This is a genomic window from Streptomyces sp. NPDC002403 (assembly GCF_053593015.1).
In genome coordinates this window covers 15,986-41,881 of the sequence record NZ_JBSFBQ010000049.1, presented here as the reverse complement: position 1 = coordinate 41,881, position 25,896 = coordinate 15,986, and the positions used below count along the sequence as shown (strand labels likewise).

General features: G+C 70.8%; 22 protein-coding genes. 17 read left to right on the top strand and 5 right to left on the bottom strand.

The window, feature by feature from the left end; genetic code table 11:
• Nucleotides 1-124 precede the first annotated feature (124 nt).
• The 6 genes from ureA to cimA all read left to right on the top strand — a co-directional run bounded on the left by ureA (nt 125) and on the right by cimA (nt 7,443).
• On the top strand, nt 125-805 hold the full coding sequence (ureA, locus tag ACWCPY_RS34575) for an urease subunit gamma (RefSeq protein ID WP_451271745.1): 681 nt from the start codon (nt 125-127) through the stop codon (nt 803-805).
• Nucleotides 802-2,490, top strand: coding sequence for an urease subunit alpha (locus ACWCPY_RS34570; RefSeq protein ID WP_451271743.1), 1,689 nt, complete (start codon nt 802-804; stop codon nt 2,488-2,490). Before ureA ends, ACWCPY_RS34570 begins: the two co-directional genes overlap by 4 nt.
• Nucleotides 2,491-2,511: 21 nt before the next feature.
• Nucleotides 2,512-3,513: an agmatine deiminase family protein gene (locus ACWCPY_RS34565; RefSeq protein WP_451271774.1), complete on the top strand. Its 1,002-nt coding sequence runs from the start codon at nt 2,512-2,514 to the stop codon at nt 3,511-3,513.
• 3 nt (nt 3,514-3,516) lie between these two features.
• Nucleotides 3,517-4,122: a TetR/AcrR family transcriptional regulator gene (locus ACWCPY_RS34560; RefSeq protein ID WP_451271741.1), complete on the top strand. Its 606-nt coding sequence runs from the start codon at nt 3,517-3,519 to the stop codon at nt 4,120-4,122.
• 98 nt (nt 4,123-4,220) lie between these two features.
• Nucleotides 4,221-5,555, top strand: coding sequence for an MFS transporter (locus ACWCPY_RS34555; protein ID WP_451271739.1), 1,335 nt, complete (start codon nt 4,221-4,223; stop codon nt 5,553-5,555).
• A 280-nt stretch (nt 5,556-5,835) separates the two neighbouring features.
• Nucleotides 5,836-7,443, top strand: a complete 1,608-nt coding sequence (gene cimA, locus ACWCPY_RS34550; RefSeq protein WP_451271737.1) for a citramalate synthase — start codon at nt 5,836-5,838, stop codon at nt 7,441-7,443.
• Between the two features lie 84 nt (nt 7,444-7,527).
• Here the strand turns inward: cimA and ACWCPY_RS34545 are convergent, their stop codons facing one another.
• Nucleotides 7,528-7,833 carry a hypothetical protein gene (locus tag ACWCPY_RS34545; RefSeq protein WP_451271735.1) on the bottom strand — a complete coding sequence of 102 codons (306 nt, stop codon included), beginning with the start codon at nt 7,831-7,833 and terminating at the stop codon, nt 7,528-7,530.
• A gap of 277 nt (nt 7,834-8,110) precedes the next feature.
• Between ACWCPY_RS34545 and ACWCPY_RS34540 the strand changes: the two genes are divergently transcribed.
• From ACWCPY_RS34540 to ACWCPY_RS34495, 10 genes are all read left to right on the top strand, one after another.
• Complete coding sequence (locus ACWCPY_RS34540; RefSeq protein WP_451271733.1) at nt 8,111-9,085, top strand: LacI family DNA-binding transcriptional regulator; 975 nt, start codon at nt 8,111-8,113, stop codon at nt 9,083-9,085.
• Nucleotides 9,086-9,164: 79 nt separating this feature from the next.
• On the top strand, nt 9,165-10,838 hold the full coding sequence (locus ACWCPY_RS34535; RefSeq protein ID WP_451271731.1) for an ABC transporter substrate-binding protein: 1,674 nt from the start codon (nt 9,165-9,167) through the stop codon (nt 10,836-10,838).
• 30 nt (nt 10,839-10,868) lie between these two features.
• Nucleotides 10,869-11,927 (top strand): ABC transporter ATP-binding protein, encoded by a 1,059-nt coding sequence (locus ACWCPY_RS34530; protein WP_451271729.1) that lies wholly within the window; start codon nt 10,869-10,871, stop codon nt 11,925-11,927.
• Nucleotides 11,924-12,904 (top strand): ABC transporter permease, encoded by a 981-nt coding sequence (locus ACWCPY_RS34525; protein WP_451271727.1) that lies wholly within the window; start codon nt 11,924-11,926, stop codon nt 12,902-12,904. The genes ACWCPY_RS34530 and ACWCPY_RS34525 overlap by 4 nt, the downstream gene beginning before the upstream one ends.
• 3 nt (nt 12,905-12,907) lie before the next feature.
• Nucleotides 12,908-13,912, top strand: coding sequence for an ABC transporter permease (locus tag ACWCPY_RS34520; RefSeq protein WP_451271725.1), 1,005 nt, complete (start codon nt 12,908-12,910; stop codon nt 13,910-13,912).
• Nucleotides 13,909-14,925 (top strand): ABC transporter ATP-binding protein, encoded by a 1,017-nt coding sequence (locus ACWCPY_RS34515; protein ID WP_451271723.1) that lies wholly within the window; start codon nt 13,909-13,911, stop codon nt 14,923-14,925. Before ACWCPY_RS34520 ends, ACWCPY_RS34515 begins: the two co-directional genes overlap by 4 nt.
• Before the next feature lie 27 nt (nt 14,926-14,952).
• A complete protein-coding gene (locus ACWCPY_RS34510) occupies nt 14,953-16,380 on the top strand; it encodes a GH1 family beta-glucosidase (RefSeq protein WP_451271721.1) in 1,428 nt (475 codons plus the stop codon).
• Nucleotides 16,381-16,434: 54 nt separating this feature from the next.
• A complete protein-coding gene (locus ACWCPY_RS34505; protein WP_451271719.1) occupies nt 16,435-17,808 on the top strand; it encodes a hypothetical protein in 1,374 nt (457 codons plus the stop codon).
• 164 nt (nt 17,809-17,972) lie between these two features.
• Nucleotides 17,973-20,648 carry a SpoIIE family protein phosphatase gene (locus ACWCPY_RS34500; RefSeq protein ID WP_451271717.1) on the top strand — a complete coding sequence of 892 codons (2,676 nt, stop codon included), beginning with the start codon at nt 17,973-17,975 and terminating at the stop codon, nt 20,646-20,648.
• A gap of 87 nt (nt 20,649-20,735) precedes the next feature.
• Nucleotides 20,736-21,734: an NAD(P)/FAD-dependent oxidoreductase gene (locus ACWCPY_RS34495; RefSeq protein ID WP_451271715.1), complete on the top strand. Its 999-nt coding sequence runs from the start codon at nt 20,736-20,738 to the stop codon at nt 21,732-21,734.
• A 91-nt stretch (nt 21,735-21,825) separates the two neighbouring features.
• Here the strand turns inward: ACWCPY_RS34495 and ACWCPY_RS34490 are convergent, their stop codons facing one another.
• Nucleotides 21,826-22,458: a YceI family protein gene (locus tag ACWCPY_RS34490; protein ID WP_451271713.1), complete on the bottom strand. Its 633-nt coding sequence runs from the start codon at nt 22,456-22,458 to the stop codon at nt 21,826-21,828.
• A gap of 248 nt (nt 22,459-22,706) precedes the next feature.
• On the opposite strand from ACWCPY_RS34490, the gene ACWCPY_RS34485 reads away from it, so the two are divergent.
• Entirely contained in the window at nt 22,707-23,231 is a 525-nt protein-coding gene (locus ACWCPY_RS34485; RefSeq protein ID WP_362454161.1) for a hypothetical protein, read from the top strand.
• Between the two features lie 132 nt (nt 23,232-23,363).
• On the opposite strand, the gene ACWCPY_RS34480 is transcribed toward ACWCPY_RS34485, so the two are convergent.
• The 3 genes from ACWCPY_RS34480 to ACWCPY_RS34470 all read right to left on the bottom strand — a co-directional run bounded on the left by ACWCPY_RS34480 (nt 23,364) and on the right by ACWCPY_RS34470 (nt 25,820).
• A complete protein-coding gene (locus tag ACWCPY_RS34480; protein WP_451271772.1) occupies nt 23,364-24,578 on the bottom strand; it encodes a glycoside hydrolase family 64 protein in 1,215 nt (404 codons plus the stop codon).
• Nucleotides 24,579-24,750: 172 nt separating this feature from the next.
• Nucleotides 24,751-24,999, bottom strand: coding sequence for a DUF397 domain-containing protein (locus ACWCPY_RS34475; protein ID WP_451271711.1), 249 nt, complete (start codon nt 24,997-24,999; stop codon nt 24,751-24,753).
• Entirely contained in the window at nt 24,996-25,820 is an 825-nt protein-coding gene (locus ACWCPY_RS34470; protein WP_451271709.1) for a helix-turn-helix domain-containing protein, read from the bottom strand. The genes ACWCPY_RS34475 and ACWCPY_RS34470 overlap by 4 nt, the downstream gene beginning before the upstream one ends.
• Nucleotides 25,821-25,896 lie beyond the last annotated feature (76 nt).

Genomic DNA, 25,896 nt, shown 5'->3' with positions numbered 1-25,896 from the left:
CGCCGGGCGCGGCTTTCGTATGCGCCGGGCCGTGTCCCGCTCCCCGGGGTGTGCCCTCTCACATGGTTAGAGCGTCGCTCTAACCATGAGTTAGAGTGCTGCTCTAACCGAGAGGTGTGGAGACGTGCGACTGACTCCGACGGAACGCGACCGGCTGCTGCTCTTCAGCGCCGCCGAACTGGCCCGGGCCCGCCGCGCCCGGGGGCTCAAGCTCAATGTCCCCGAGGCGACGGCCCTGATCGCGGACACGGTCTGCGAGGCCGCCCGGGACGGGCGCCGGCTGGCCGAGGCCATCGAGGCCGCCCGGTCCGTGCTCGGCCCCGACGACGTGCTGCCGGGCGTCGCCGACGTCGTCACCGAGGTCCATGTGGAGGCCGTCTTCGACGACGGCTCGCGGCTCGCCGTGGTCTCCCGGCCGCTGGGCGACGGGCTGGGCGACGAGGCGCCCGGGGCCGTCGTCCCCGGGCCCGCCACGCCCGAGCCGGAGCCCGCGGTGCGGCTGACCGTCCACAACACCGCGACCGTGCCGGTCTCCGTGACCTCGCACTTCCACTTCTTCGAGGCCAACCCCCGGCTCGACTTCGCCCGCGCGAGGGCCTACGGGATGCGGCTCTGCGTCCCCGCCGGGTCCTCCGTCCGCTTCGGCCCCGGAGAGACCGTCGAGGTGGGCCTCGTACCGATCGGCGGCGAGCGGATCGCGATCGGCTTCGCGGGCCTGGTGGACGGCCCGCTGGACGCCCCCGGCGCGCGCGAAGAGGCCCTGCGACGCGCCGCGGCCTGTGGATATCTGGGAGCTGAGCGATGAGCATCGATCCGTACGAGTACGCCTCCGTGCACGGCCCCCGCGCCGGGGACCGGGTCAGGCTCGGCGACTCCGGGCTGACCGTCCGCGTCGAGTCCGACGCACAGCGGTACGGCGAGGAGTTCCTCGCCGGCTTCGGCAAGACCGCCCGCGACGGGCTGCACCTCAAGGCCGCCGCGGTCCGCGACACCTGCGACATCGTCATCAGCAACGTGCTGGTCATCGACGCCGTGCAGGGCATCCGCAAGGTGTCGATCGGCATCCGCGAGGGCCGGATCGCGGCGATCGGCCGGGCCGGCAACCCGGACACCCTCGACGGCGTCGATGTCGTCGTCGGCACGGGCACGACCATCGTCTCCGGCGAGGGCATGATCGCGACGGCGGGCGCCGTCGACACCCATGTCCATCTGCTCTCGCCGCGGATCATGGAGGCCTCGCTCGCCTCCGGCGTCACCACGATCATCGGCCAGGAGTTCGGCCCGGTCTGGGGCGTCGGCGTCAACTCGCCCTGGGCGCTGCGCCACGCCTTCAACGCCTTCGACGCCTGGCCGGTCAACATCGGCTTCCTGGGCCGGGGCTCGTCCTCCCACCGGGCCCCACTGGTCGAGGCGCTCGCCGAGGGAGGGGCCTGCGGTTTCAAGGTGCACGAGGACATGGGCGCCCACACCCGGGCCCTGGACACCGCGCTGCGGGTCGCCGAGGAGCACGACGTCCAGGTCGCCCTGCACAGCGACGGGCTGAACGAGTGCCTGTCGGTCGAGGACACCCTGCGCGTCCTGGAGGGCCGCACGATCCACGCCTTCCACATCGAGGGCTGCGGCGGCGGACACGTCCCCAACGTCCTGAAGATGGCGGGCGTGCCGAACGTCATCGGCTCGTCCACCAACCCGACGCTGCCCTTCGGCCGGGACGCCGTCGCCGAGCACTACGGGATGATCGTCTCCGTACACGACCTCAAGACGGACCTGCCGGGCGACGCGGCCATGGCCCGCGACCGCATACGCGCCGGGACGATGGGCGCCGAGGACGTCCTGCACGACCTGGGGGCCATCGGCATCACCTCGTCCGACGCACAGGGCATGGGCCGGGCCGGCGAGACCGTGCGCCGCACCTTCGCGATGGCCGGGAAGATGAAGGCCGAGCTCGGCCCGATGGAGGGCGACGGCCCGGCGGACGACAACGCCCGGGTGCTGCGCTACATCGCCAAGCTCACCATCAACCCCGCCATCGCCCACGGCCTCGCGCACGAGGTCGGCTCCATCGAGACCGGCAAGCTCGCCGACATCGTGCTCTGGCGGCCGGAGTTCTTCGGCGCGAAGCCGCAGCTCGTACTGAAGTCCGGCTTCCCCGCGTACGGGGTCACGGGTGACCCGAACGCCGCCACCGACACCTGCGAACCCCTGGTCCTGGGGCCGCAGTTCGGGGCGTACGGAGCCACCGCCGCCGACATCTCCGTGGCCTTCGTCTCGCAGGCGGCCACCCAGCTCGGCGCCGACTCGATGCCCACCCGCCGCCGCCGCGTCGGCGTGCGCGGCACCCGGGGCATCGGCCCCGGCGACCTGATCCACAACTCCCGTACCGGAGAGGTCGCCGTGGACGCCCGCAGCGGTCTGGTCACCCTGGACGGCGACCCGCTGCGCTCCGAGCCCGCCGAATCCGTCTCCCTCAACCGCCTCTACTTCCTCTAAGGACCCGCAGTGACCTTCCGCATGCCGCCCGAGTGGGCCCCGCACGAACGCACCTGGATGGCCTGGCCCGGCCCCAACCCCACCTTCGACACCGACGCCGAACTGGACGAGGCCCGCGCCGCCTGGGCCACCGTCGCCCGCGCCGTGCGCCGCTTCGAACCCGTCACGATGGTGGTGGGCCCCGGCCAGGAGGACAGTGCCCGCGCGCTCCTCGGCCCGGACGTCGAGCTCGCCGTCCGCCCCCTCGACGACGCCTGGATGCGGGACATCGGCCCCACCTTCGTCACCGACGGGAACCGGCTGGCCGCCGTCGACTGGACGTTCAACGGCTGGGGCGCCCAGGACTGGGCCCGCTGGGAACACGACCAGCACATCGCCCGCTCCGTCGCCGAGCTCGCCGACGTACCCGTGCGGAGCTCCCGGCTGGTCAACGAGGGCGGCGCCATCCACGTCGACGGCGAGGGCACCGTACTGCTCACCGAGACCGTCCAGCTCGGCAAGGAGCGCAACCCCGACTGGACCCGTGAGCAGGTCGAGTCCGAGATCCACGCCCGGCTCGGCACCGAGAAGGCCATCTGGCTGCCGCGCGGACTGGCCGGTGACTACGGCATGTACGGCACCCTCGGCCATGTCGACATCGTCGCCGCCTTCGCCCGCCCCGGCACCGTCGTCGTCCACGTCCAGCCGGACCCGGCCCACCCCGACCACGAGATCACCCGCGAGACCGTGCGCATCCTGCGCGAGGCCACCGACGCCAGGGGCCGCTCGCTGGAGGTCGTGGAGGTCCCGGCGCCCACCGTGGTGCAGGTGGACGGGGAGTGGGTCGACTACTCCTACATCAACCACTACCTCTGCAACGGCGGTGTGGTCCTCTGCGCCTTCGACGACCCGCGCGACAAGGAAGCGGCGGAGATCTTCGGCGAGCTGTTCCCCGACCGTACGGTGACCCTCGTCGACGCCCGTACGATCTTTGCCGGCGGTGGAGGCATCCACTGCATCACCCAGCAGCAGCCGAAGGTCTGAAACGTGCCCCCCGCGCCACGCCGTCGCAACACCGCCCCGCCCCGTGAGGACCTGCTGGCCGCCGCCATGGCGACCATCGCCGAACGGGGGCTCGACGGCCTCACCATGGCCGGACTCGGCCGTGAGGTCCAGATGAGCAGCGGACACCTCCTCTACTACTTCCGCACCAAGGACGAGCTGCTGCTCCAGACCCTGGAGTGGAGCGAGGGACGGCTCGGCGCGGAAAGGCGCGCCCTGCTCTCGGGGCCGGCGACGGCCCGCGAGCGGCTCGACGGGTACATCGACCTGTACCTCCCCGACGGCCACCGCGATCCGCACTGGACGCTCTGGCTGGAGGTGTGGAACCGCTCGCAGAACGCGGACGACGACGCGCGCGCCCGCCAGGCCGCCATCGAGGACGCCTGGCACCGCGACCTGGTGGACCTGCTGGAGCGGGGCGCGTCGGCCGGGGAGTTCCGCCCGGTCGACGCCGAACGGTTCGCGACCCGCCTGCGCGCCCTGCTCGACGGCTTCAGCGTCCATGTCGCGGTCGGCCTCCCCGGCACCGGGCGTTCCCAAGTCATCGCGCAGGTCAGGGAGTTCGTCGAGGAATCGCTCGCCGTCCGGTAGCGGCCACCGGGCCGTGAACGAAACGCACGTAAGTACGCGCGATCGTTGCGCACGGCGCCCTTGTTCCGGTCCCCGCCGTTCGGGCACGGTGACGGACCATGGGACGAGAGCAGTGGAAGAAAATCTGGGTCGGCTCGGCCGGCAACATGGTCGAGTGGTTCGACTGGTTCGTGTACGCGACCTTCGCGGTCTACTTCGCGGATTCGTTCTTCCCCGAAGGCAATGAGACCGCCAATCTCATGAACACCATGGGCATCTTCGCCGTCGGCTTCTTCATGCGCCCGGTCGGCGGCTGGCTGCTCGGCCGGATCGGCGACCGCAGGGGCCGCAAGGCCGCGCTCACCCTCACCGTCACCCTGATGTCGGCCTCCGCGATCCTCATCGCCGCCGCGCCGACGTACGACGTCGCGGGCTACGGCGGTGTCGCCGTCCTGCTGGTGGCCCGGCTGCTCCAGGGCCTGTCCGTCGGCGGCGAGTACGCCGCCAGCGCCACGTACCTCACCGAGGCGTCCGCACCCCACCGGCGCGGCTTCGCCTCCAGCTTCCAGTACGTGTCCATGACCGCGGGGCAGCTGATCGGCCTCGGCCTCCAGATCGTGCTGCAGCGCAACATGTCCGAGGCGGCCCTGCACAGCTGGGGCTGGCGCATCCCCTTCATCGTCGGCGCGCTCGGCGCCGCGATCGTCTTCTACCTGCGACGCTCGATGCTGGAGACCGAGGTGTACGCGGAGTCCGGCGCCGCCGGGCAGGAGGACCGCGGCACGCTGAGGGCCCTGTGGCGGCACCGGCGCGAGGCGTTCCTGGTGATGGCGCTGACCATGGGCGGGACCGTCGCGTACTACACGTACACGACCTACCTCTCCAAGTTCCTCTCCACGAGCGCCGGCATGGACAAGCCCACCGCCTCGCTCGTCAGCTTCTGCGCCCTGTTCGTCTTCATGTGCATCCAGCCGCTGGCCGGCCTGCTCTCCGACCGGATCGGCCGCCGCCCGCTGCTGATCACCTTCGCCGTCGGCTCCACCTTCCTGACCGTGCCGATCATGACGATGCTCAAGCACGCCGGCACGTTCTGGCCCGCCTTCGGCCTGGCGCTGCTCGCTCTGGTCGTCGTCACCGGGTACACCTCGATCAACGCCTGCGTGAAGGCGGAACTCTTCCCGACCGGCATCCGCGCCCTGGGCGTCGCCCTCCCGTACGCCATCGCCAACGCGCTCTTCGGCGGCACCGCCGAATACGTGGCGCTCTGGTTCAAGAAGGCAGGCGTCGAGTCCGGCTTCTACTGGTACGTGGCCGGGTGCGCGGCGGTCTCCCTGGTCGTCTACCTGACCATGCGCGAGACCCGCGACATCGACCTGGGCCGGGTCGGCGCCAAGGACGCGGACCGGGGCAGCGCCGAGCCGTCCGGAGCGACCAGCGTCACGCCCGCATCCTGAGACGGGGCGGGGCACGGCGGCGGCCCTGTGCGAGACTGCTTCCGTGCCCTCGTCCGTCATGATTATTGGCAGCAGGCGCGCCGGTCCGCAGTGACCGTCCCGCACCACCACGTGCGGCACGGCCACCGTGCCCCAGACCCGCGCGCAGACCTCTCGCACCCGCGAGGGGTTTTTTCGTTTTCCGGCCCTCACCTCGGCCGGGGCGAGACGCACACGGGATGATGGGGGCAAGTGGAGCCAGATCGTCCGGATCCGCTCATCCGACAGGAGTCAGACCAGCATGACCACCAAGGCCAAGGCCACCGACGACAGTTTCCATGTCTTCGACACCACACTGCGCGACGGGGCCCAGCGTGAAGGCATCAACCTGACGGTCGCGGACAAGCTGACCATCGCCCGGCACCTGGACAACTTCGGCGTGGGCTTCATCGAGGGCGGCTGGCCCGGCGCCAACCCCCGCGACACCGAGTTCTTCGCCCGCGCGCAGCAGGAGATCGAGTTCAAGAACGCCGAGCTGGTCGCCTTCGGCGCGACCCGCCGGGCCGGCGGCAAGGCCGCCGAGGACCCCCAGGTCAAGGCGTTGCTGGCGTCCGGCGCCCCGGTGATCACCCTGGTCGCCAAGTCCCACGACCGCCATGTGGAACTCGCGCTGCGCACCACCCTCGAAGAGAACCTGGAGATGGTCGTCGACACCGTCTCCTACCTCCGTGAGCAGGGCCGCCGGGTCTTCGTCGACTGCGAGCACTTCTTCGACGGCTACCGCGCCAACCCCGAGTACGCCAAGGCCGTCGTACGCGCCGCCTCCGAGGCCGGCGCCGATGTCGTCATCCTCTGCGACACCAACGGCGGCATGCTCCCCGCCCAGGTCCAGGCCGTGGTCGCCACGGTGCTCGCCGACACCGGCGCCCGGCTCGGCATCCACGCCCAGGACGACACCGGCTGTGCGGTCGCCAACACCCTCGCCGCCGTCGACGCGGGTGCCACCCACGTCCAGTGCACCGCCAACGGCTACGGCGAGCGGGTCGGCAACGCCAACCTCTTCCCCGTCGTCGCCGCCCTGGAACTCAAGTACGGCAAGACAGTCCTGCCCGAGGGCGCGCTCGCCGACATGACCCGTGTCTCGCACGCCATCGCCGAAGTCGTCAACCTGACGCCCTCCACCCACCAGCCCTATGTGGGTGTTTCCGCCTTCGCCCACAAGGCCGGACTGCACGCCTCCGCGATCAAGGTCGACCCCGACCTCTACCAGCACATCGACCCCGCCCTGGTCGGCAACACCATGCGGATGCTCGTCTCCGACATGGCGGGCCGCGCCTCCATCGAGCTCAAGGGCAAGGAACTCGGCATCGACCTCGGCGGCGACCGCGAGCTCGTCGGCCGCGTCGTCGAGCGGGTCAAGGAGCGCGAACTCAAGGGCTACACGTACGAGGCCGCCGACGCCTCCTTCGAACTGCTGCTGCGCGCCGAGGCCGAGGGCCGGGTACGCCGCTACTTCCGCACCGAGTCCTGGCGCGCCATCGTCGAGGACCGCCCCGACGGCACGCACGCCAACGAGGCGACCGTGAAGCTCTGGGCCAAGGGCGAACGCATCGTCGCCACCGCCGAGGGCAACGGCCCGGTCAACGCCCTCGACCGGGCGCTCCGCGTCGCCCTGGAACGGATCTACCCCCAGCTCGCCAAACTGGAGCTGATCGACTACAAGGTCCGCATCCTGGAAGGCCGCACCGGCACCGAGTCCACCACCCGAGTCCTCATCACCACGGGCGACGGAACCGGCGACTGGGCCACGGTCGGCGTGGCGGAGAACGTCATCGCCGCGTCCTGGCAGGCCCTGGAGGACGCGTACACCTACGGCCTGCTGCGGGCGGGGATCGAGCCGACGGAGTAGCCCTCGCGAGGGACGGGCCCACGGCGCGGTTGCCGTGGGCCCGGAATTCCTCCGCCCGGTAGTCCGGTAGTCCGGTTGTCCGCGTCACGGCGCCGGGTCGTCGCCCTCCGGCGGCGTGGAGGGACCGGACCCGGGGTTCGCGCCGTCGCCGGGGTCCTGTGCCCCCGGCACGTACCGCCATGTGTCGTCGGTCTCCGTGCTCACCGGTGCGGGGGTCGACGGGTACGCGAACGGGCCCGCGCGAAGATGCATGAGCAGGAGCATCCCTCCCACGAGCAGGACGCTGATGACGATCAGGGCGAAGCCGACCGGGTTGCGGGGGTTGTACTCGTAGCGATTCGTCCCCAAGCGGCTTTTCCTGAACACCGGTTCGTCGTCTTCGAAGTGCATGACGCGACGGTACGCGGGCGCACCACCACCTGGTAGGCCGTACATCGGCAGTCGCGGAGCGGGCTTCACTGCCTGCTCCGCCGTTCTCCCAGGGCAGGGCTCGCGTTCAGAAGCTGAACGCACAACTCGCCGTGCCGGTACAGGAAATGGGTACGGACCAATGTCGGCGTGAAGTATTGACGGCACTGTTCCGGCGGGGTTAACTCACGCCGCAACGCCGGTACCGGTTCCGGAACCGGTTCCATCTCCGTAGCCACGCCTTGTCCCGGAGGCCCCGATGCGCGTCACCATCGCCGATGTCGCCCGTGTGGCCGGCGTCAGCAAGACGACCGTGTCGCGGGTCGTCAACACCAAGGGCGAGGTGGACGGCTCCACGGCCGCCCGCGTTCGTGAAGTGATCGCACAGCTCGGCTACGTACCCAGCTCGGGCGCCGTCGGACTGGCCCGCGGCAGCAGCCGTACGGTCGGCATGCTGGTGCCCTCGCTCACCTGGCCGTGGATGGGCGAAGTGCTCCAGGGCGTCGTGGACACCGTCGAGGCGGCCGACTACGGGCTGCTGCTCTTCACCTGCAACCGCGGCGCCGAGTCCGTACAGCGCTTCACCGGGCAGGTGTCGGCGCGCGCCTTCGACGGGCTCCTGGTCGTCGAACCCGAGAACACGCTCGACCACCTCACCGCCCTGCACCGCGGCGGACTGCCGATCGTCCTGATCGACGATCGCGGCCACCACCCCGAGTTCGCCTCCGTCGTGACCACCAATCACGAAGGGGGCGCGAGTGCCGCCCGCCATCTGCTGGCCGCCGGACGCACCACACCCCTGGTGATCACCGGGCCCCAGCACTTCGGCTGCGTACGCGACCGGCTGGACGGATTCCGTACGGTCCTGCCCACCGATCTCGTCGTCCACGGGGACTTCACCGAAAGCAGCGGCCGGCTGGCCGTGGAGCAACTCCTCGCCTCCGGCACGCGGTTCGACTCGGTCTTCGCGCACAACGACATCAGTGCCGCGGGCGTGCTGCGGGCCCTGCGCGCGGCCGGACGCTCGGTGCCGGACGACATCGCCGTGGTCGGCTTCGACGACATTCCCATGGCCGAGCACACCGAACCGCCACTGACCACCGTGCGCCAGCCCACCCGGCAGATGGGTGAGGCGGCCGCGCGGTTGCTGCTCTCCCGCCTCGGCGGCACGCCCGTGCCCGACGCACCGGTCGTGCTGCCCACCGAACTGGTCGTGCGCCACTCGGCGCCGTAGCGGTCCGGCCGGATCCCGCGGCCGACCGCACTTTCGTAGTCCCCGGATCCTCCCGATCGCAGTCCCTCTTGGAGTCGCCATGTCCGAACGACGTCACGCCACGTTGAGAGCGCTCTCGATCGCCACCGCCGTGGTGGCGCTCGCCGCCGGTTGCTCGTCCGCCAACTCGGGTGCGGGCAAAGGGGGCGGTGCCTCCGGCGTGCTGACCGTGGGCAAGCCCGACGGTCCGCAGACCGACAACAGCAACCCGTTCCTCAGCACCTCGGCGGGTGCCACGCTCGGCTACCGCTTCATGATCTACGAGCCGCTCGCCATGACCAACCAGATCCGGCCCGCGGACAAGGCCGCCCCGTGGCTGGCGACCGACTGGAAGTGGGAGTCCAACTTCACCCGGGTCACCTTCACCCTAGACCCGAAGGCCAAGTGGGCCGACGGCAAGCCGCTGACCGCCGACGACGTCGCGTACACCTTCGAGCTCCTCAAGAAGCACCCGGCGCTGAACGGCAACGGCATCCCGTTCGACGGGATCGCGGTGCGCGGCGAACAGGTCGAGCTGACCTTCAAGGAGTCCCAGTACGTCAACCAGAACAAGATCATCCAGCAGTTCATCGTGCCCAAGCACATCTGGCAGGGCGTCGAGAACCCCGAGACCTGGCCCAACCGCACACCCGTCGGCTCGGGCCCGTACAAGCTGAAGACGTTCACCCCGCAGACCACCACGCTGACCGCCACGCCCACGTACTGGAAGGGCGCGACCAAGGTCAAGGAGCTGCGCTACACCGCGTACAACGACAACAGCGCGGCAACCACGGCACTGGCGAACGGCAAGGTCGAGTGGTCGTTCGTCTTCATGCCCAACTACAAGCAGCTGTTCATAGCCAAGGACCCGAAGAACCACAAGCTGTGGTTCCCCTCCGGGCTCGGCGTCCACGGACTCTGGTTCAACACCGCCCGCAAGCCGCTCGACAACCCGGCGCTGCGCAAGGCCATGGCGATGGTCGTCGACCGCAAGGCGATCTACACCCAGGCCGAGGCCACCCTCTACCCCGAGATCACCAACCCGACCGGAATCCCGCTGCCCGCAGGTGAGTCCTTCCTCGCCCCCGAGTACAAGAGCGCCACCACCGCACCCGATGTGGCGGGCGCCAAGAAGGTGCTCGCTGACGCCGGGTTCGAGCTCAGCGGCGGCGTGCTGAAGGACCCGGACGGCAAGCCGGTGAAGCTCACCTTCACCGACCCGGCCGGCTGGAACGACTACATCACCGGTCTCGCCATCATCAAGGACAACATCAAGCAGCTCGGCATCGAGGCCAAGGTCAAGACGCAGACGGCGGAGGCCTGGGGCGCGGACGTCGCCAACGGCAACTTCGACGCCACCCTGCACTGGACCAACAGCGGCGCCACCCCGTACGACATGTACCAGAACATCATGGACGGCGCGCTGCTCCAGCCCGTCGGCAAGGCGTCCCAGCTCGGCAACTTCGGCCGCTTCAAGAACGACGAGGCCACCGCGGCGCTCAAGGACTTCGCGAACGCCACCGAGGACTCCGCCCGCACCGCGGCCATGAACACCCTCCAGAAGATCATGGTCGAGCAGGCGCCGATGATCCCGACGGCCGCCGCCCCCATCGGAGCCGAGTACTCCACGAAGAACTGGGTGGGCTGGCCCACCGAGGCCGATCCGTACGCGCCGCCGCAGCACACCCAGCCCTCCGCGCTCCAGATCGTGCTGAAGCTCGAACCCGCCAAGTAGAGCCAGGGACACGGGACACAGGGAACGGCCATGTCGAATCAGCCCCCACCGAACCACGTCGTGCTCGAAGCACGCTCCGTCACCAAGCACTTCCCCGTACGCCGCACCGGACGCGACCTCGTCACGGGCAGCCGCCGTACCGTCCACGCCGTCGACGACGTCTCGCTGGAACTGCGGCGCGGCACCGTCACGGCGCTGGTGGGGGAGTCGGGCTCCGGGAAGTCCACCGTGGCCAGACTGCTCGCCCGGCTCCATCCGCTCACCTCCGGAGAGATCCGGCTGGACGGCACACCCGTGAAGGCCGGACGGGGCCGGTCCTTCCGCGCCTACGTGCGCCGGGTCCAGCTCATCTTCCAGGACCCGTTCGCCTCGCTGAACCCGGTGCACACCGTGCGCTACCACCTCACCCGCGCCCTGCGGATCCACGGCCGGGCGGGCAGCGGCGAGGCGGAGCTGGAGGAGAACCTGACCGCGCTCCTCGACCGGGTCCAGCTGACCCCCGCGCACCAGTACCTGGACCGGTTCCCGCACGAGCTGTCGGGCGGACAGCGCCAGCGGGTGGCCATCGCCCGCGCACTCGGCGCCGACCCCCAGGTACTGCTCGCCGACGAGCCCGTCTCGATGCTGGACGTGTCGATCCGGCTCGGCGTGCTCAACCTGCTGAAGGACCTCAAGGACCGGCTGAGCCTGGCGGTCCTCTACATCACCCACGACATCGCGTCGGCCCGCTACTTCGCGGACACGACGCTGGTGATGTACGCGGGCCGGATCGTCGAGGGCGGCGGGAGCGAGACCGTCACCCAGCACCCCGCCCACCCCTACACCCAGCTCCTCATCGCCTCGGCGCCCGACCCGGACCGGGTGGTCGCCGAGGCGGAGCAGGAGGAGACCGGCAGCGGCGAACCGCCCTCGCTCATCGCCCCGCCCCCGGGCTGCCGCTTCCACCCCCGCTGCCCGAAGGTCATGGCCCGCTGCCGCACCGAGGCACCGCCCCGCTTCGACCTCGAAGGCGGCCAGTGGGCGGCCTGCTGGCTGTACGCGGACGGCGCGGAAGCCGGCCACGAACCCCGGAAGGAGAGCGCGGCGTGAAATACCTGCTGCAGCGGCTCGCCTTCTACCTGGTCACCGCCTGGGCGGCCGTCACCATCAACTTCCTGATCCCGCGCATGATGCCGGGCGATCCGGTCCAGGCGCTGCTCGCCCGCTTCCAGGGCCAGCTCGACACCAACGCCGTCGACTCGCTCAAGGCACTCTTCGGCCTGGACGAGCAGCAGTCGCTCTGGCAGCAGTACACCGACTACTGGTCGCATCTGCTCGACGGCGACCTCGGGCTCTCCTTCACCTTCTTCCCGACGCCGGTCGGCGAGGTGATCGCCCAGTCGCTGCCGTGGACGCTCGCGCTCGTCGGCGTCACCACACTGATCAGCTTCCTGCTCGGCACCGGCATCGGCGTCCTCACCGGCTGGCGGCGCGGCTCCTGGATGGACAGCCTGCTGCCCGTCACCACCTTCATCTCGGCCATCCCGTACTTCTGGCTGGGGCTCATCGCCATCGCCCTGTTCGCCGTGAAATGGCCGCTCTTCCCGGCCGCCGGGGGCTACGACAGCTCGCTCGTGCCCGCCTTCGACTGGCCGTTCGTCTCCAGCGCGCTCTACCACGGGGTACTGCCCGGCCTCACCATCGTGCTCAGCGCCGTGGCCGGCTGGATCCTCGGCATGCGGAACATGATGGTGACGGTGTCCTCCGAGGACTACGTCATGGTCGCCCAGGCCAAGGGGCTCTCCGAGCGCCGGGTGATGTTCGGGTACGCGGCGCGCAACGCGATCCTCCCCAACATCTCCGGCTTCGCCCTCTCACTGGGCTTCATCGTCGGCGGCACCCTGCTGGTGGAGATGGTCTTCTCCTACCCCGGCATCGGCTACCAGCTCTTCCAGGCCGTGGGCGCCAAGGACTACCCCCTGATGCAGGGCGTCTTCCTGATCATCACGCTCTCCGTACTCGCGGCGAACCTGCTCGCCGACGTCCTCTACATGGTCCTCGACCCCCGTACCCGAAGGGAGGCCTAGTCCATGGCCACCGCCGCCGCCGAGGCCGTCGTGACCGGCCCGGCCGGAACCGATCCGGCCGGGCCCCGGGCGCCGGGCAGACGCGGGACGCGCCTGCTGCGCGGCCGCAAGACCGTCATCGGCCTCGGGATCCTCGCCTTCTTCGCCGTGATCGCGGTCATCGGACCGTGGATCGCCCCGTACGACCCCGACACCATGAGCGACCAACTGCTCCGACCGCCCTCCGGCGCCCACTGGTTCGGCACCACGCAGACCGGGCAGGACGTGCTCTCGCAGATCCTCGTCGGCACGCGGGGAGTCCTGGTCGTCGGCTTCGTCGCCGGGATACTCGCGACGGTCCTGTCCGTACTGATCGGAGTCAGCGCAGGCTTCCTCGGCGGCACCGCCGACGAGCTGCTCTCACTGCTCTCCAACGTCTTCCTGGTCATCCCGGGGCTGCCGCTGATCATCATCATCGCCAGCTTCGTCTCCGACGCGGGCGACCTCCTGATCGCCGCCGTCATCGCCCTCACCTCCTGGGCCTGGGGAGCGCGGGTGCTGCGCGCCCAGACGCTCTCGCTGCGCCGCCGGGACTACGTCGAGGCGGCCCGCGCCACCGGCGAGCCGACCTGGCGGATCATCTTCTTCGAGGTGCTCCCCAATCTGACGGCCGTCATCGCCTCCGGCTTCGTCTCCACCGTGATCTTCGCGATCCTCTCCGAGATCACCCTCGCCTTCATCGGCGTCGCCGACATCTCCGACTGGAACTGGGGGACCGTCCTGTTCTGGGCGCAGTCCAACCAGGCCCTGGCCCAGGGCGCCTGGTGGTGGTTCGTCCCCGCCGGGCTCTGCATCGCCCTGCTCGGCATGGCGCTCGCCCTGATCAACTTCGGCATCGACGAATTCGTCAACCCTCGCCTGCGCACCGGGACGGGCGCGTCCCGGAAGGTCCGGATGCGGGTCGGCTTCACCCCCGTGACGCGTGGATCCGCGGCACGCGGTACGGACGACAAGGAGACCGGCTCATGAGCGGCGACGAGGCCGTCCTCACCGTCCGCGGCCTGAACGTGGACTACGGCACCGGGGACGGCGCGGTGCACGCGCTGCGCGACGTCGACCTCACCCTGCACCGGGGCGAAGTCCTGGGCCTGGCAGGGGAGTCGGGCTCCGGCAAGTCCACGCTGGCATACGCGGTGACCCGGCTGCTCCCGCCGCCCGGCGTGATCACCGGTGGCGAGGTCCGCTACCACCGCCGGGACGGCGGGGCGCTCGACCTGCTGGCCCTGTCGGCCGACGGGCTGCGGGCCTTCCGCTGGCAGGAGCTGTCCATCGTGTTCCAGGGCGCGATGAACTCGCTCAACCCGGTGCACACCGTCCACAGCCAGCTCACCGACGTACTGCGGGCCCACCGACCCGAGTGGAAGCGGGCCGAACGGACCGCGCGGGCAAAGGAGTTGCTGGGGCTCGTCGGTATCTCCGCCGACCGGCTGCCCGCCTACCCGCACCAGCTCTCCGGCGGGATGCGCCAGCGCGTGATGATCGCGATGGCGCTCGCGCTGGAGCCCGAGATCGTCATCATGGACGAGCCGACGACGGCCCTGGACGTCGTCATGCAGCGCCAGATCCTGCGCCAACTGGTCAGACTCCGTGAGGAGCTGGGCTTCTCGGTCGTCTTCATCACCCACGACATCTCGCTGCTGATCGAGTTCTCGGACCGGATCGCGATCATGTACGGCGGCCGGATCGTCGAGGAGGCGGCGGCCTCCGCGATCTACCGGGACCCCCGCCACCCCTACAGCGACGGGCTGCTGCACTCCTTCCCCGCCCTGCACGGCGCCCGCCGCGAACTCACCGGCATCCCCGGCTCACCTCCGCACCTGTCCGCGATGCCGGCCGGCTGCGCCTTCCACCCCCGCTGCGGCCGGGCGCTCGACGCCTGTGCCACCCATGTCCCGACGCTCGCCGCACCGGACGGCGACGGCTCCCGCACGGTCGCCTGCTGGCTCCATGCGCAGGCCCCGGCCATGGCCTCCCGCCCGTAGCGCCCCCACCCACACCACAGGAGCCCCATGAACACCACCCCCGCCACCGCCTCCGAGACCTACGCCCGCGAGATCACCGCCGCGGCCGTCCCCGGCCTGCCCCCCGGCTTCCGCTGGGGCGTCGCCACCGCCGCGTACCAGATCGAGGGCGCCGCCGCCGAGGACGGCCGGACCCCGTCCATCTGGGACACCTACTGCAGGGTGCCCGGCATGGTCGTCCGCGGCGAGAACGGCGACGTGGCCTGCGACCACTACCACCGGATGCCCGAGGACGTGCGGCTCATCGCGGACCTGGGCGTCGACACCTACCGGTTCTCGCTCGCCTGGCCGCGCATCCAGCCGGGCGGGCGCGGACCGGCCAACGCGAAGGGGCTGGACTTCTACAAGCGCCTGCTCGACGAGCTGGAGGCCAGGGACATCACCCCCTGGATCACCCTCTACCACTGGGACCTCCCGCAGGAACTGGAGGACGCCGGCGGCTGGCCGGCCCGTGACACCGCCCACCGCTTCGCCGAGTACGCCGCGCTCGCCCACGACGCGCTCGGTGACCGGGTGAAGCACTGGACGACGCTGAACGAGCCGTGGTGCTCGGCCATGCTCGGCTACGCGTACGGCAACCAGGCGCCCGGCAGGCAGGACTTCGGCGACGCGATCAGGGCCGTCCACCACCTGCTCCTCGGCCACGGCCTCGCCGCGCGGCACATCCGCGAGACGGCCGCCGCCCGGGGCCACGAACTCGAACTCGGCATCACGCTCAACCTCGGCACCGCCACCCCCGAGACCGACAGCCCCGAGGACGCCGAGGCCTGCCGCCGCGCCGACGGGATGGGCCGCCGCCTCTACCTGGACCCGCTGGTCAAGGGCGCCTACCCCGAGGACGTCGTCGCCGATCTCGCCCTGCACGGCGCCGAGCTCCCGGTCCGGGACGGCGACCTGGACGTCATCTCCACCCCCATCGACGTCCTCGGCGTCAACTTCTACCGAGGCACCCTCTTCTCCGGCGTCACGGAGGAGGGCTCCCCGGCCGACGCCGAAGGGCTGCCCGTCACCCGGGGGGTGGAGCGCGACCTGCCGCGTACCGCGATGGACTGGGAGATCACCCCCACCGCCCTCACCGACCTGCTGGTGGGCCTGGAGGAGGAGTACGGCGTCCCGACGGTCGTCACCGAGAACGGTGCCGCGTTCGAGGACACCGTCTCCGAGGACGGGCAGATCCACGACGCCGACCGCACCACCTATCTCGCCGACCACATCGCCGCCGTCGCCGCGGCCCGCGCCGCCGGGGCCGATGTCCGGGGCTACTTCGCCTGGTCGCTGATGGACAACTTCGAGTGGTCCTACGGCTACGACAAGCGGTTCGGCATCGTCCGCGTCGACTACGGCACACAGGAGCGGACGCTCAAGGACAGCGCCAAGTGGTACCGCGACACCATCCGGCTCACCAGGGACCGGTGAGGACGGCTCGCGGCGGCTGTCGCAGGCGGTGACCATCCGGGTTAGCTTCGAGGTATGCGGAACAGACTGTTCCCGTCGATGCTCGCGGTCCTGCTGCTGATCCTGGCGGCGGCCGTGCTCGGTATGGCGCCCGGTGCGCCCCCGGCGACGGGGGCATCCACCGTCGACGACGTCGCGCAGGCCCTGCGCAGGGGGCCGGTGTACGTCGATCCGGCGGCGTCCGGCCAGCTCCCACCGGGCCGGGCCGCCGCCCTGACGAAGAAGATCAAGGACGCCGGCAAGCCCGTGTTCGTGGCGGTGCTGCCCCCGACCTCCGCGTTCCCCGCCAAGACCCTGCTGGCCACCCTGCGCACCGACACCGGGATCACCGGCGTCTACGCGGTCCGCCTCGGCGACGGCTTCGACGCGGGCGCCGACCCCCAGGTGATGTCCACCCGGGCGGTCCACAACCTCACCGCCGCGGTGAAGACGCCCGGCGCGGACACCGACGCCGCCACACAGCTGAACGCCTTCGTCGACCGGGCCGTCGAACAGGCCCGGGGCAGCGCCCCCGCCTCCTGGGGCGGCTCGTCCGGGGGCGGCGGGTCCTCGCCCGCCGCCGGACTGATCACGGCCGGCGCCATCCTGGTGCTGGGCGGCGGCACGGCCTACGCGCTCGTCCGCCGCGGCCGCAGGCGCAAGGCGGCCGAGGAGCGCGCCGCACTCGACAGGCTCCGGGTCGTCGTGGACGAGGACATCACCGCGTACGGCGAGACCCTCGACCGGCTCGACTTCCACCCGGCCGAACCGGGCGCCGACGACAACATGCGCGCGGACTACGAGCGGGCCCTCGACTCCTACGAGACCGCGAAGTCCCGGATGGAGCGGGCCCGGCACCCGTCCGACGTGCGCGGGGTCACCCGGGCCCTGGAGGACGGCCGCTTCTCCCTCGCCGTCCTGGAGGCCCGCCGCACCGGCGGCGAACTGCCGGCCCGCCGCCCGCCGTGCTTCTTCGACCCGCGCCACGGTCCCTCGGTCGCCGACGTCCGGTGGTCCCCGTCCGGCGGCACCGCCCGCGAGGTCCCCGTCTGCGCGGCCGACGAGGTCCGGCTGCGCGAGGGCCGGGAACCGCTGAGCCGCACCGTCGACACCGGCGACGGCCGCCGCCCCTACTGGGAGGCGGGCCCGGCGTACGGTCCGTGGGCGGGCGGCTATTTCGGCGGCGGCCTGCTCCCCGGACTGCTCGTCGGCACGGTGCTCGGGTCCATGCTGTCGAGCCCGGCGTACGCGGCGGAGTACGGCGGCGGCGACTTCGGCTCCGGCGGCGACTGGAGCGGCGGCGACTTCTCCGGCTCCGACTTCGACCCCTCCGGCTTCGACGGCGGGGGCTTCGGCGGGGGCGGCGGCGACTTCGGGGGTGGCGGCGGCTTCGACGGCAGCGGGTTCTGAGCCGCTGATCAGCGACCTCTCGGGCAGGTGTGATTCATGCTAGACCTGGATACATGTCTGCTATCGGCCGATTCCGGGCGCGGCTGCGGCGCGCCGTCCGGCGATCACATCGGCACGATGGAGGACGCACGGGCCGGGCGGCCCCCGCGCCCTCCGGACCGGACATGACCGGCCGGCCCCCGAACCGCCCGGTGCGCGCCCTCTTCAGCATGCGCACCGTGGCGGGCCAGGTCTTCGTCTTCGTTCTCGGCCTCGTCCTGCTGCTGGTCACCGCCGGCGCGATCGCCCTGGTCGTGCAGGGCCGCCGCGACAGCATGGCCGAGGCCCGCGCCCACACCCTGAGTGTCGCCGAGACCTTCGCCCACGCGCCCGGGACCGCCGCCGCGCTGGACAGCCGGAACCCGACCGCGATCCTGCAGCCGCGCGCCGAGGAGGTCCGCAAACGGGCCCAGGTCGATTACGTCGTCGTGGCCGGCCCGGAGGGCATCCGCTACACCGACCCCGACCCCGCGCTGATCGGCGGGCACCTCACCGGCCCGTACAAGGAGGCACTGGCCGGGCACGCGTACACCTGGACGTACAACGGAGACCGCGGGCCCTCGGTCAACTCGGTCGTGCCCGTGCCCCGGGCGGACGGCTCGATCGCCGGGCTGGTCTCGGTCGGGATCACCGTCGAGACGGTGAACGCGGTGGCGGACCGCTCCATCCCGCTCGCCGCGGGCGCCGCGGTGGTCGCCCTCGCGATCACCGCGGCCGGTGCCACGCTCCTGAGCAGGCGGCTGAGCCGCCAGACCCATGGCCTCGGGGCCGCCGAGATGACCCGGATGTACGAGCACCACGACGCGGTGCTGCACGCCGTCCGCGAGGGCGTCCTGATCGTCGGGTCCGACCGGCGGCTGACCCTGGCCAACGACGAGGCCCGCAGACTCCTCGACCTGCCGCCGGACGCCGAGGGCCGGGCCGTCGCGGAACTCGGACTGGACCCGGACACCGCGGACCTGCTGGTCTCCGGCCGTACCGTCACGGACGAGGTGCTGCGGGCCGGCAGCCGGATGCTCGCCGTCAACCTCCGTCCCACCGAGACGGACGGCGGGCCGCTCGGCACGGTGGTCACCCTGCGGGACACCACCGAACTCCGCGCGGTCACGGGACAGGCGGAATTCGCGACCGAACGGCTGCTGCTCCTGTACGAGGCCGGTGCCCGGATCGGCACCACGCTCGATGTGACCCGGACGGCGCAGGAGCTGGTCGACGTGGCGACCCCCGGTTTCGCCGACGCCGCGACGGTCGACCTCGCCGACCCCGTGCGAAGCGGGGACGAACCGGCCATCCCGGACGGCGGCATGCTGGAGATGCGCCGCACCGCCGTCGCGGCGGTGCGAGCGGACCATCCGCTGTACCCGGTCGGCCATGTGGTGGGCTTCGTCCCGACCAGGACCCGGGCGATGCGGGTGCACAGCGACGATGCCGATCTGAAGAGCGATTTCGAGAGGCTGGGCTGGCGGAACTGGGATCACACCGCGGCCGAGCGGATCAGGGCCAAGGGATTCCACTCGATCGTCTCGGTGCCGTTGCACGCGCGCGGCACCATCCTGGGCATGGCCAACTTCTGGCGCTCGGGAGATTCGCCACCCTTCGACGACGACGACGTGTCCTTCGCGGAGGAACTGGTGGCCCGGGCCGCGGTGGGTGTGGACAACGCCCGCCGCTACACGCGGGAGCACGCACTGGCCGTGACGCTGCAACGCAGTCTGCTGCCCCGCGCCCTGCCCGAGCAGAACGCTCTGGAGGTCGCCCACCGCTATCTGCCGGCGTACGAGGGGGTCGGCGGCGACTGGTTCGACGTCATCCCGCTGTCCGGTGCCCGGGTGGCGCTGGTCGTCGGCGACGTGGTCGGGCACGGTCTCCACGCCGCGGCCACCATGGGGCGGCTGCGCACCAGCGTCCACAACTTCTCCTCGCTGGACCCCGCGCCCGACGAACTCCTCGGACATCTCGACGAACTGGTGGCCCGGATCGACCGGGACGAGGCGGAGGAGGGCGATCCCGAGATCGCCGGTGCCACCTGCCTGTACGCGATCTACGACGCGGTCTCCGGGAACTGCGCGGTGGCGCGGGCCGGCCACCCCGGGCCCGCGCTGGTGCTCCCGGACGGCACCGTCGAGTTTCCCGAGATCCCGACCGGACTTCCCCTGGGCATCGGGGGCATGCCCTTCGAGGCGGCCGAGTTCCACGTGCCCGAGGGAAGCCGACTGGTCCTCTACACGGACGGTCTCGTCGAGCGGCGTGGCCTGGACATCGACACCGGTCTCGACCTGCTGCGAGGTGCCCTCGCCGGCCGCGACCGCACACCGGAGGAGACCTGCGACGACGTGATCGCCGCACTGCTGCCGGACCGGCCGGACGACGACGTCGCCCTGCTCGTGGCCCGCACCCGCACGCTCGATCCCGACCAGGTCGCGCAGTGGGCCGTGGCCACCGATCCGGCGGCCGTCGCCGGAGTGCGCAAGAACGTCGCCCAGTGGCTCACCGACCGGGGCCTGGAGGAGGAGGCGTTCGCCACCGAGCTGATCCTGAGCGAACTGGTCACCAACGCGGTGCGCTACGGCACGGCACCCATCGAGGTCCGTCTGCTCTACGACCGCAATCTGATCTGCGAGGTGTCCGACAGCAGCAGCACCTCACCGCATCTGCGCTACGCGGCGACGACGGACGAGGGCGGCCGGGGCCTGTTCCTCGTCGCCCAGTTCGCCGAACGCTGGGGCACCCGCTACACCGAGACGGGCAAGGTCATCTGGTCGGAGCAGACGGTCGGCGAACCGGAGGAGGACGACGTCTAGCGATGCGCTATTTGCTGTTCCGGCAATGAGGCTTGCCGAAACGGCCCCGCCTCGCGGACGCTCTCCGGTGAAAGGGAGGTGCTCCTCATGAGCGGAACGACCGGAGACGACAGCGTGGAGAGCGGCGGCGCGGAACGCCGCTACGACGTGGTGGTGATCGGCGGCGGAGCCGCCGGACTGAGCGGAGCGGTGACCCTGGCCAGGGCGCGCCGGTCGGTGCTGGTGATCGACGCAGGGCAGCCGCGCAACGCCCCTGCCTCGCACATGCACGGCTACCTGGGCCACGACGGCCTTCCGCCCTCGGAGCTGCTGAGCACCGGCCGGGACGAGGTGGCCCGTTACGGGGCGGAGGTCGTCCAGGACACCGTGGTGGCCGCCGAGCGGCTGCCCGGGGACGAAGGATTCCGCGTGGTGCGCGAGGACGGGGCCCCGGTCGTGGCGCGCCGGCTCCTGGTGACCACCGGCCTCGTCGACGAGCTGCCCCCGGTGCCGGGTCTGGCCGAACGGTGGGGGCACGAGGTCCTGCACTGCCCGTACTGCCACGGCTGGGAGGTCGGCTCCCGCCCGGTCGGGGTCCTGGCCACCGGGTCGCTGGCCGTGCACCAGGCGCTGATGTGGCGCCAGTGGAGCGAGGACGTCACCCTCTTCCGCCACACCGGGCCCGAGCCCACGGACGAGGAGTACGAGCAGCTGGCCGCCCGTGGCATCGCCGTGGTCGACGGCGAGGTGACCGGCCTCGATGTGACGGACGACCGGCTCACCGGCGTCCGGCTGGCGGGAGGCCGGGTCGTCGCCGCCGAGGCCGTCGTGGTGCAGCCCGGCTTCACCGCCCGCGCGGACTTCCTCGCGGGCCTGGGGCTGGGCGTGACCGAGATGAAGGCGGCGGACCAGGTGATCGGGACGTACGTCGCCGCCGACCCGGCCGGGGCGACGGAGGCCCCCGGCATCCGGGTGGCCGGCAATGTCGCGGACCCGACGGGGAAGGTCGTCGCGGCCGCCGCTGCCGGGGTGCAGGCCGCCGCGGCGATCAACGCCGAGCTGATCACCGACGACGTGAACCGCGCGGTCGCCGCCCGCCGGGCCTGACCGGGCGGACGCCGAGCGCCCGCCTCCCTCCCCGGCGGGGGAGGGGAGGACGGGCGCGCTCGGGTCGGGCGTTCGGCCGGGCGGCGGGATGTCAGGCCGTCGTCACGGCGGACTTGATCGCGGAGATGTCGAAGTTGAGCTTGACCTTGTCGCTGACCATCACGCCGCCGGTCTCCAGGGCCGCGTTCCAGGTCAGGCCCCAGTCGGAGCGCAGGATGTCGGCGCTGCCCTCGAAGCCGACCCGCTCGTTGCCGTAGACGTCGGTGGCGGAGCCGTTGAACTCCAGGTCGATGGAGAGCGGACGGGTGACGTCCTTGATGGTCAGGTCGCCCGTGACGCGGTACTTGTCGCCGCCGAGCTGTGCGGCATGCGTGGAGCGGAACGTCATGAGCGGGAACTTCTCGGCGTCGAAGAAGTCGCCGCTGACCAGGTGGCCGTCACGGTCGGCGATGCCGGTGTCGACGCTGGCGATTTTGACGTCGATCGAGGCGGTGGAGTTGGCCGGGTCGGAGCCGTCCAGCTTCAGGCTGCCCTCGTGCTCGCCGAAGGTGCCGCGCACGTTGGTGACCATGGCGTGGCGCACGGTGAAGCCGATGCTGCTGTGGGCCGGGTCGATCGCGTAGTCACCGGTGAGGGCGGCGAGGGCCGGGTCCACGGCGGGGGCGACGGTGGCGGTGGCGGTGGCGGACGGGGCGTTGTTGTTCTTGCGGCTGAACAGAGCCATGGCTCCTCCTCGGGGGACGTGATCGAGCGGTGATCGAGCGGGGGTCGAAGTAGTTGTTTAACCTTCAACGAGATTGACTGTAGCGCGATCTAGTTCAATGTTCAACATCGAGGTGGCGCGTGTTCGTGAATGGCGGCCGAACGATGACGCAACTCCCGCGCCCGATCGCCGCCCCCTCTGGCGGACGCGCGTAGAACTCGGGCAGTATCTCCATGCCCTTACTTGTCATGAGCAGGAGGAGTCCCCCCATGCTGTCCCATATGAGACTGCGCCCCGTGCTGACCGCTTTCGCCCTCGTCCTGGGCGTTCTCTTCGCCCCGGGCATCGGTGTCCTCGGCGGCGGCGCCACCCAGGCCCACGCCGACACCAAGCTCACCCACGCCCAGGCCACCGCCCGGTTCAGCTCCTCCGGGGTCACCTGGTCGTCCTCCGGCGGCTGCTCCAACCGCAACGTCGCCACCTGCACCTCGTTCGACCAGCTCAACCTGGCCACCGCGCAGGGCGCCCAGACCCTCAAGAGCGCCACGGGCTGCGCGCTGAACATCACCGGCGGCACCGAGACCGGTCACGCCAGCGGCACGTACTCCCACTGGAACGGCTACAAGCTCGACTTCGCCAAGTCGACCTGCCTCACCAACTACGTCCACAACGTCTTCACCTACATCGGTGTGCGCGGCGACGGTGCCCCCCAGTACCAGGCGGGCTCCGGCAACGTCTACGCCGACGAGGGCAACCACTGGGACGTGACGTACTACAACTGCGGCGGCTGCTGATCTCCGTACCGCGAGCGCCAGTTCGTGCGGGTGCCCCGTCCACCGGACGGGGCACCCGCACGGGTGCGTGATCATGGGTGGCCGCGGGCGAGAGGCCCGCACAGGTGGGGCCGCTCGTCCGCGCGCCTCGGCTCAGGCCCCCACGGTCACTGTGAAGCGGTGGGGGTTGCCGTCGTTGGCGGCGCCTGAGACGTCGGGTTCGCCGTCGGGGCGGACGTCGTCGTAGGGGAAGGCGTAGCCGATCGGGGTGTTGGCGTGGACGACGCGGGACCAGTGGTTGGTGGCCGGGTCCCGGTAGTAGTCGGCGGTCGAGGTGCCGTTCGGCTGGTCGGGGTGGGTGAGCATCAGGGAGCGGTTGAAGCCGGAGGCCAGGCGGGCCAGCAGGGCCTTCTTGTCGTCCGGGTCGCCCGGGTTGTTGGCGAACGGGCCGTGGTTGCAGGTGAAGACGTCCTTGGAGACGGGCTTGGTGAAGGTGTGCCCGCCCTCGAAGGTCAGGACGTCGCCGTTCACCCGGCCGGTGCGGACTCCCCGGCCGCCCTGGAGGTCGATGCGCAGGTCGGTGGAGCGGTACTTCTCCCAGACCCGGTCGATGTAGGACGTGAACACGTCCCGGAACGGCATCTCGTCCGGGCGGTCGAAGAACGGTGCCATCAGGTTCTGCGGTGAGATCACCCGCAGTACGTTGCCGTCCGACCCACGGATCACCAGCTTGTCCCACGGCTGGCCGTCGGCGGCGGCCTGGGCGGTGAGGCCGTCCGCGATCCGCTGCACCGCCCCGTCCGGGAGCGGCGCCACGGTGTGCGTCGCGTCGCCGGTCAGGGTCAGGCCTATCGGCAGCGCGGTGACCAGGTCGACGTAGCTGATGTTCGCGTACAGCTGCTGCGGGTTGAAGGTGAACTCGCAGAACGACCAGGTGCGGCCGTAGTTGACGTCGGTGGACGTCGCGAACGCCGGCTCGACCAGGGCGGGGCCGGGGTTGAGGTAGAACGTGAGCGTGTCGTCGCGTACGAAGTACACGCGGGCGCCGTACATCTGGGGGAGGGTGAGCACCACCGGGCCGCCGCCCGCCGCGTTCAGAGGAATGGCGCAGTCGACCGGCAGGGGGGTCTGCGGCGCGGCGGGGGAGTCGGGGCGGTAGACGCTGCCGTTGGCCCGCAGCAGCACCCAGCGATCGGTGCCCTGCTCGTGGCCGGTGACATAGGCGTTGACCCTGCCCGGCAACGAGCGGTTCTCCAGGGCTAGTTCACAGGTCGCGGGGGCGGCGGACGCGCTCGGACTCAGGGCGCTGCCCCAGAGAGGGTACGTGAGGGCGGTCGCGGTGGCGGCAGCGCCGCCCGTCAGGAACATTCTGCGCGAGATCACGAGAGACTCCCGAGGTTTGTGGGGGGTCAACCACTCTCGTGAGGGCCGCATCAGGCGTCAAGACTTATGACTGAGAGCGCTCTCAGAAACGGGAAGTCTTCACAACTCGACAGAGTGCGGGGGAGATTGCGGCCCGGCGTCCCGGGCCGTAACACGATCAGACCGTGGCGTTGAGGAACGCGGTCCAGACGGCGGGGGGAACGGTGAGGACGGGGCCGTCGGTCACTTTGGAGTCACGGATGTGCACGGCGGCGGGGTGCGCAGCCACCTCTACGCAGTCGCCGCCCTGGTCGCTGCTGTAGCTCGACTTGCGCCAGTCGTAGGCGACTTCGACGCAGTTGCCGCCCTGGTCGCTGCTGTAACTGGACTTGAACCAGGCGAGGGCAGCGGTACGTGCGTGGGTCATGTCTCTCCAAGCAGTTCGTCCAGTAGGCGTGCGCTCGCCTCGACGGAAAGCGCCTGCGAACGCAGCATCCCATACTTGTGCTGGAGCGGACTGACGTCATCTGGATCCTCGTGAAGGTAGCTGGTCAGCTGTCCCTCCACGTAGACGAGGTGGTCGTGGTCGGGGGTTTCCAGCAGCACCATCGGCCCCGACAGTCCGGCGTGCTTCGGCAGTTTCATCGGCATGATCTGGAGCCCCAGGAACGGGAGCTCCATGCACTTACGCAGATGCCGGATCTGCTCCCGCAATATGGCGGGGTCGCCGATCTGGCTGCGCAGAATGCTCTCCTCCAGGATGAAGTGCAGCATGGGGCGGGGCTTGCGGCTGAGGAGCTTCTGCCGATCGAGTCGGTCTGCTACCCACTCCTCCTGCTCGTCCGCCTCCAGGGGCGGGTAGAGGCAGGAGAAGACGAACCGGATGTACTCCTCGGTCTGGAGCAGGCCCGGCACCACCTGGTTCTGGTACGAGAGCAGCGTCACCGCCTCCTGCTCGTAGTCCACGAAGTTCTGTACGAACGCAGAGAACCGCTCCTTCTGCGGCACCTTCGACACTGCGACGTGCAACGCCCCCTTCGTGTCCAGCAGTTCGTCCAGTTGGACCGCGAAGTCCCACTGCAACGCTCTGCGGCCCTGCTCGATCGACGCGATCGTGTCCTCGCCCACGGAGCACCGCTCGGCAAGTACCGCCTGCGTCATTTGGGCCGCCTTGCGGAACATCGCCAGCTGGGCGCCGATCAGGTGCCAGGACGTGATCCGCTTGCTCTTCTTCTTTGCCGGTTGCATGAACTGCCTCTCCCCCTCACGAACCCCGGATGACCCGTCAGAAGTCGTACATCTCCGTTGTACGACTCGACGCGCT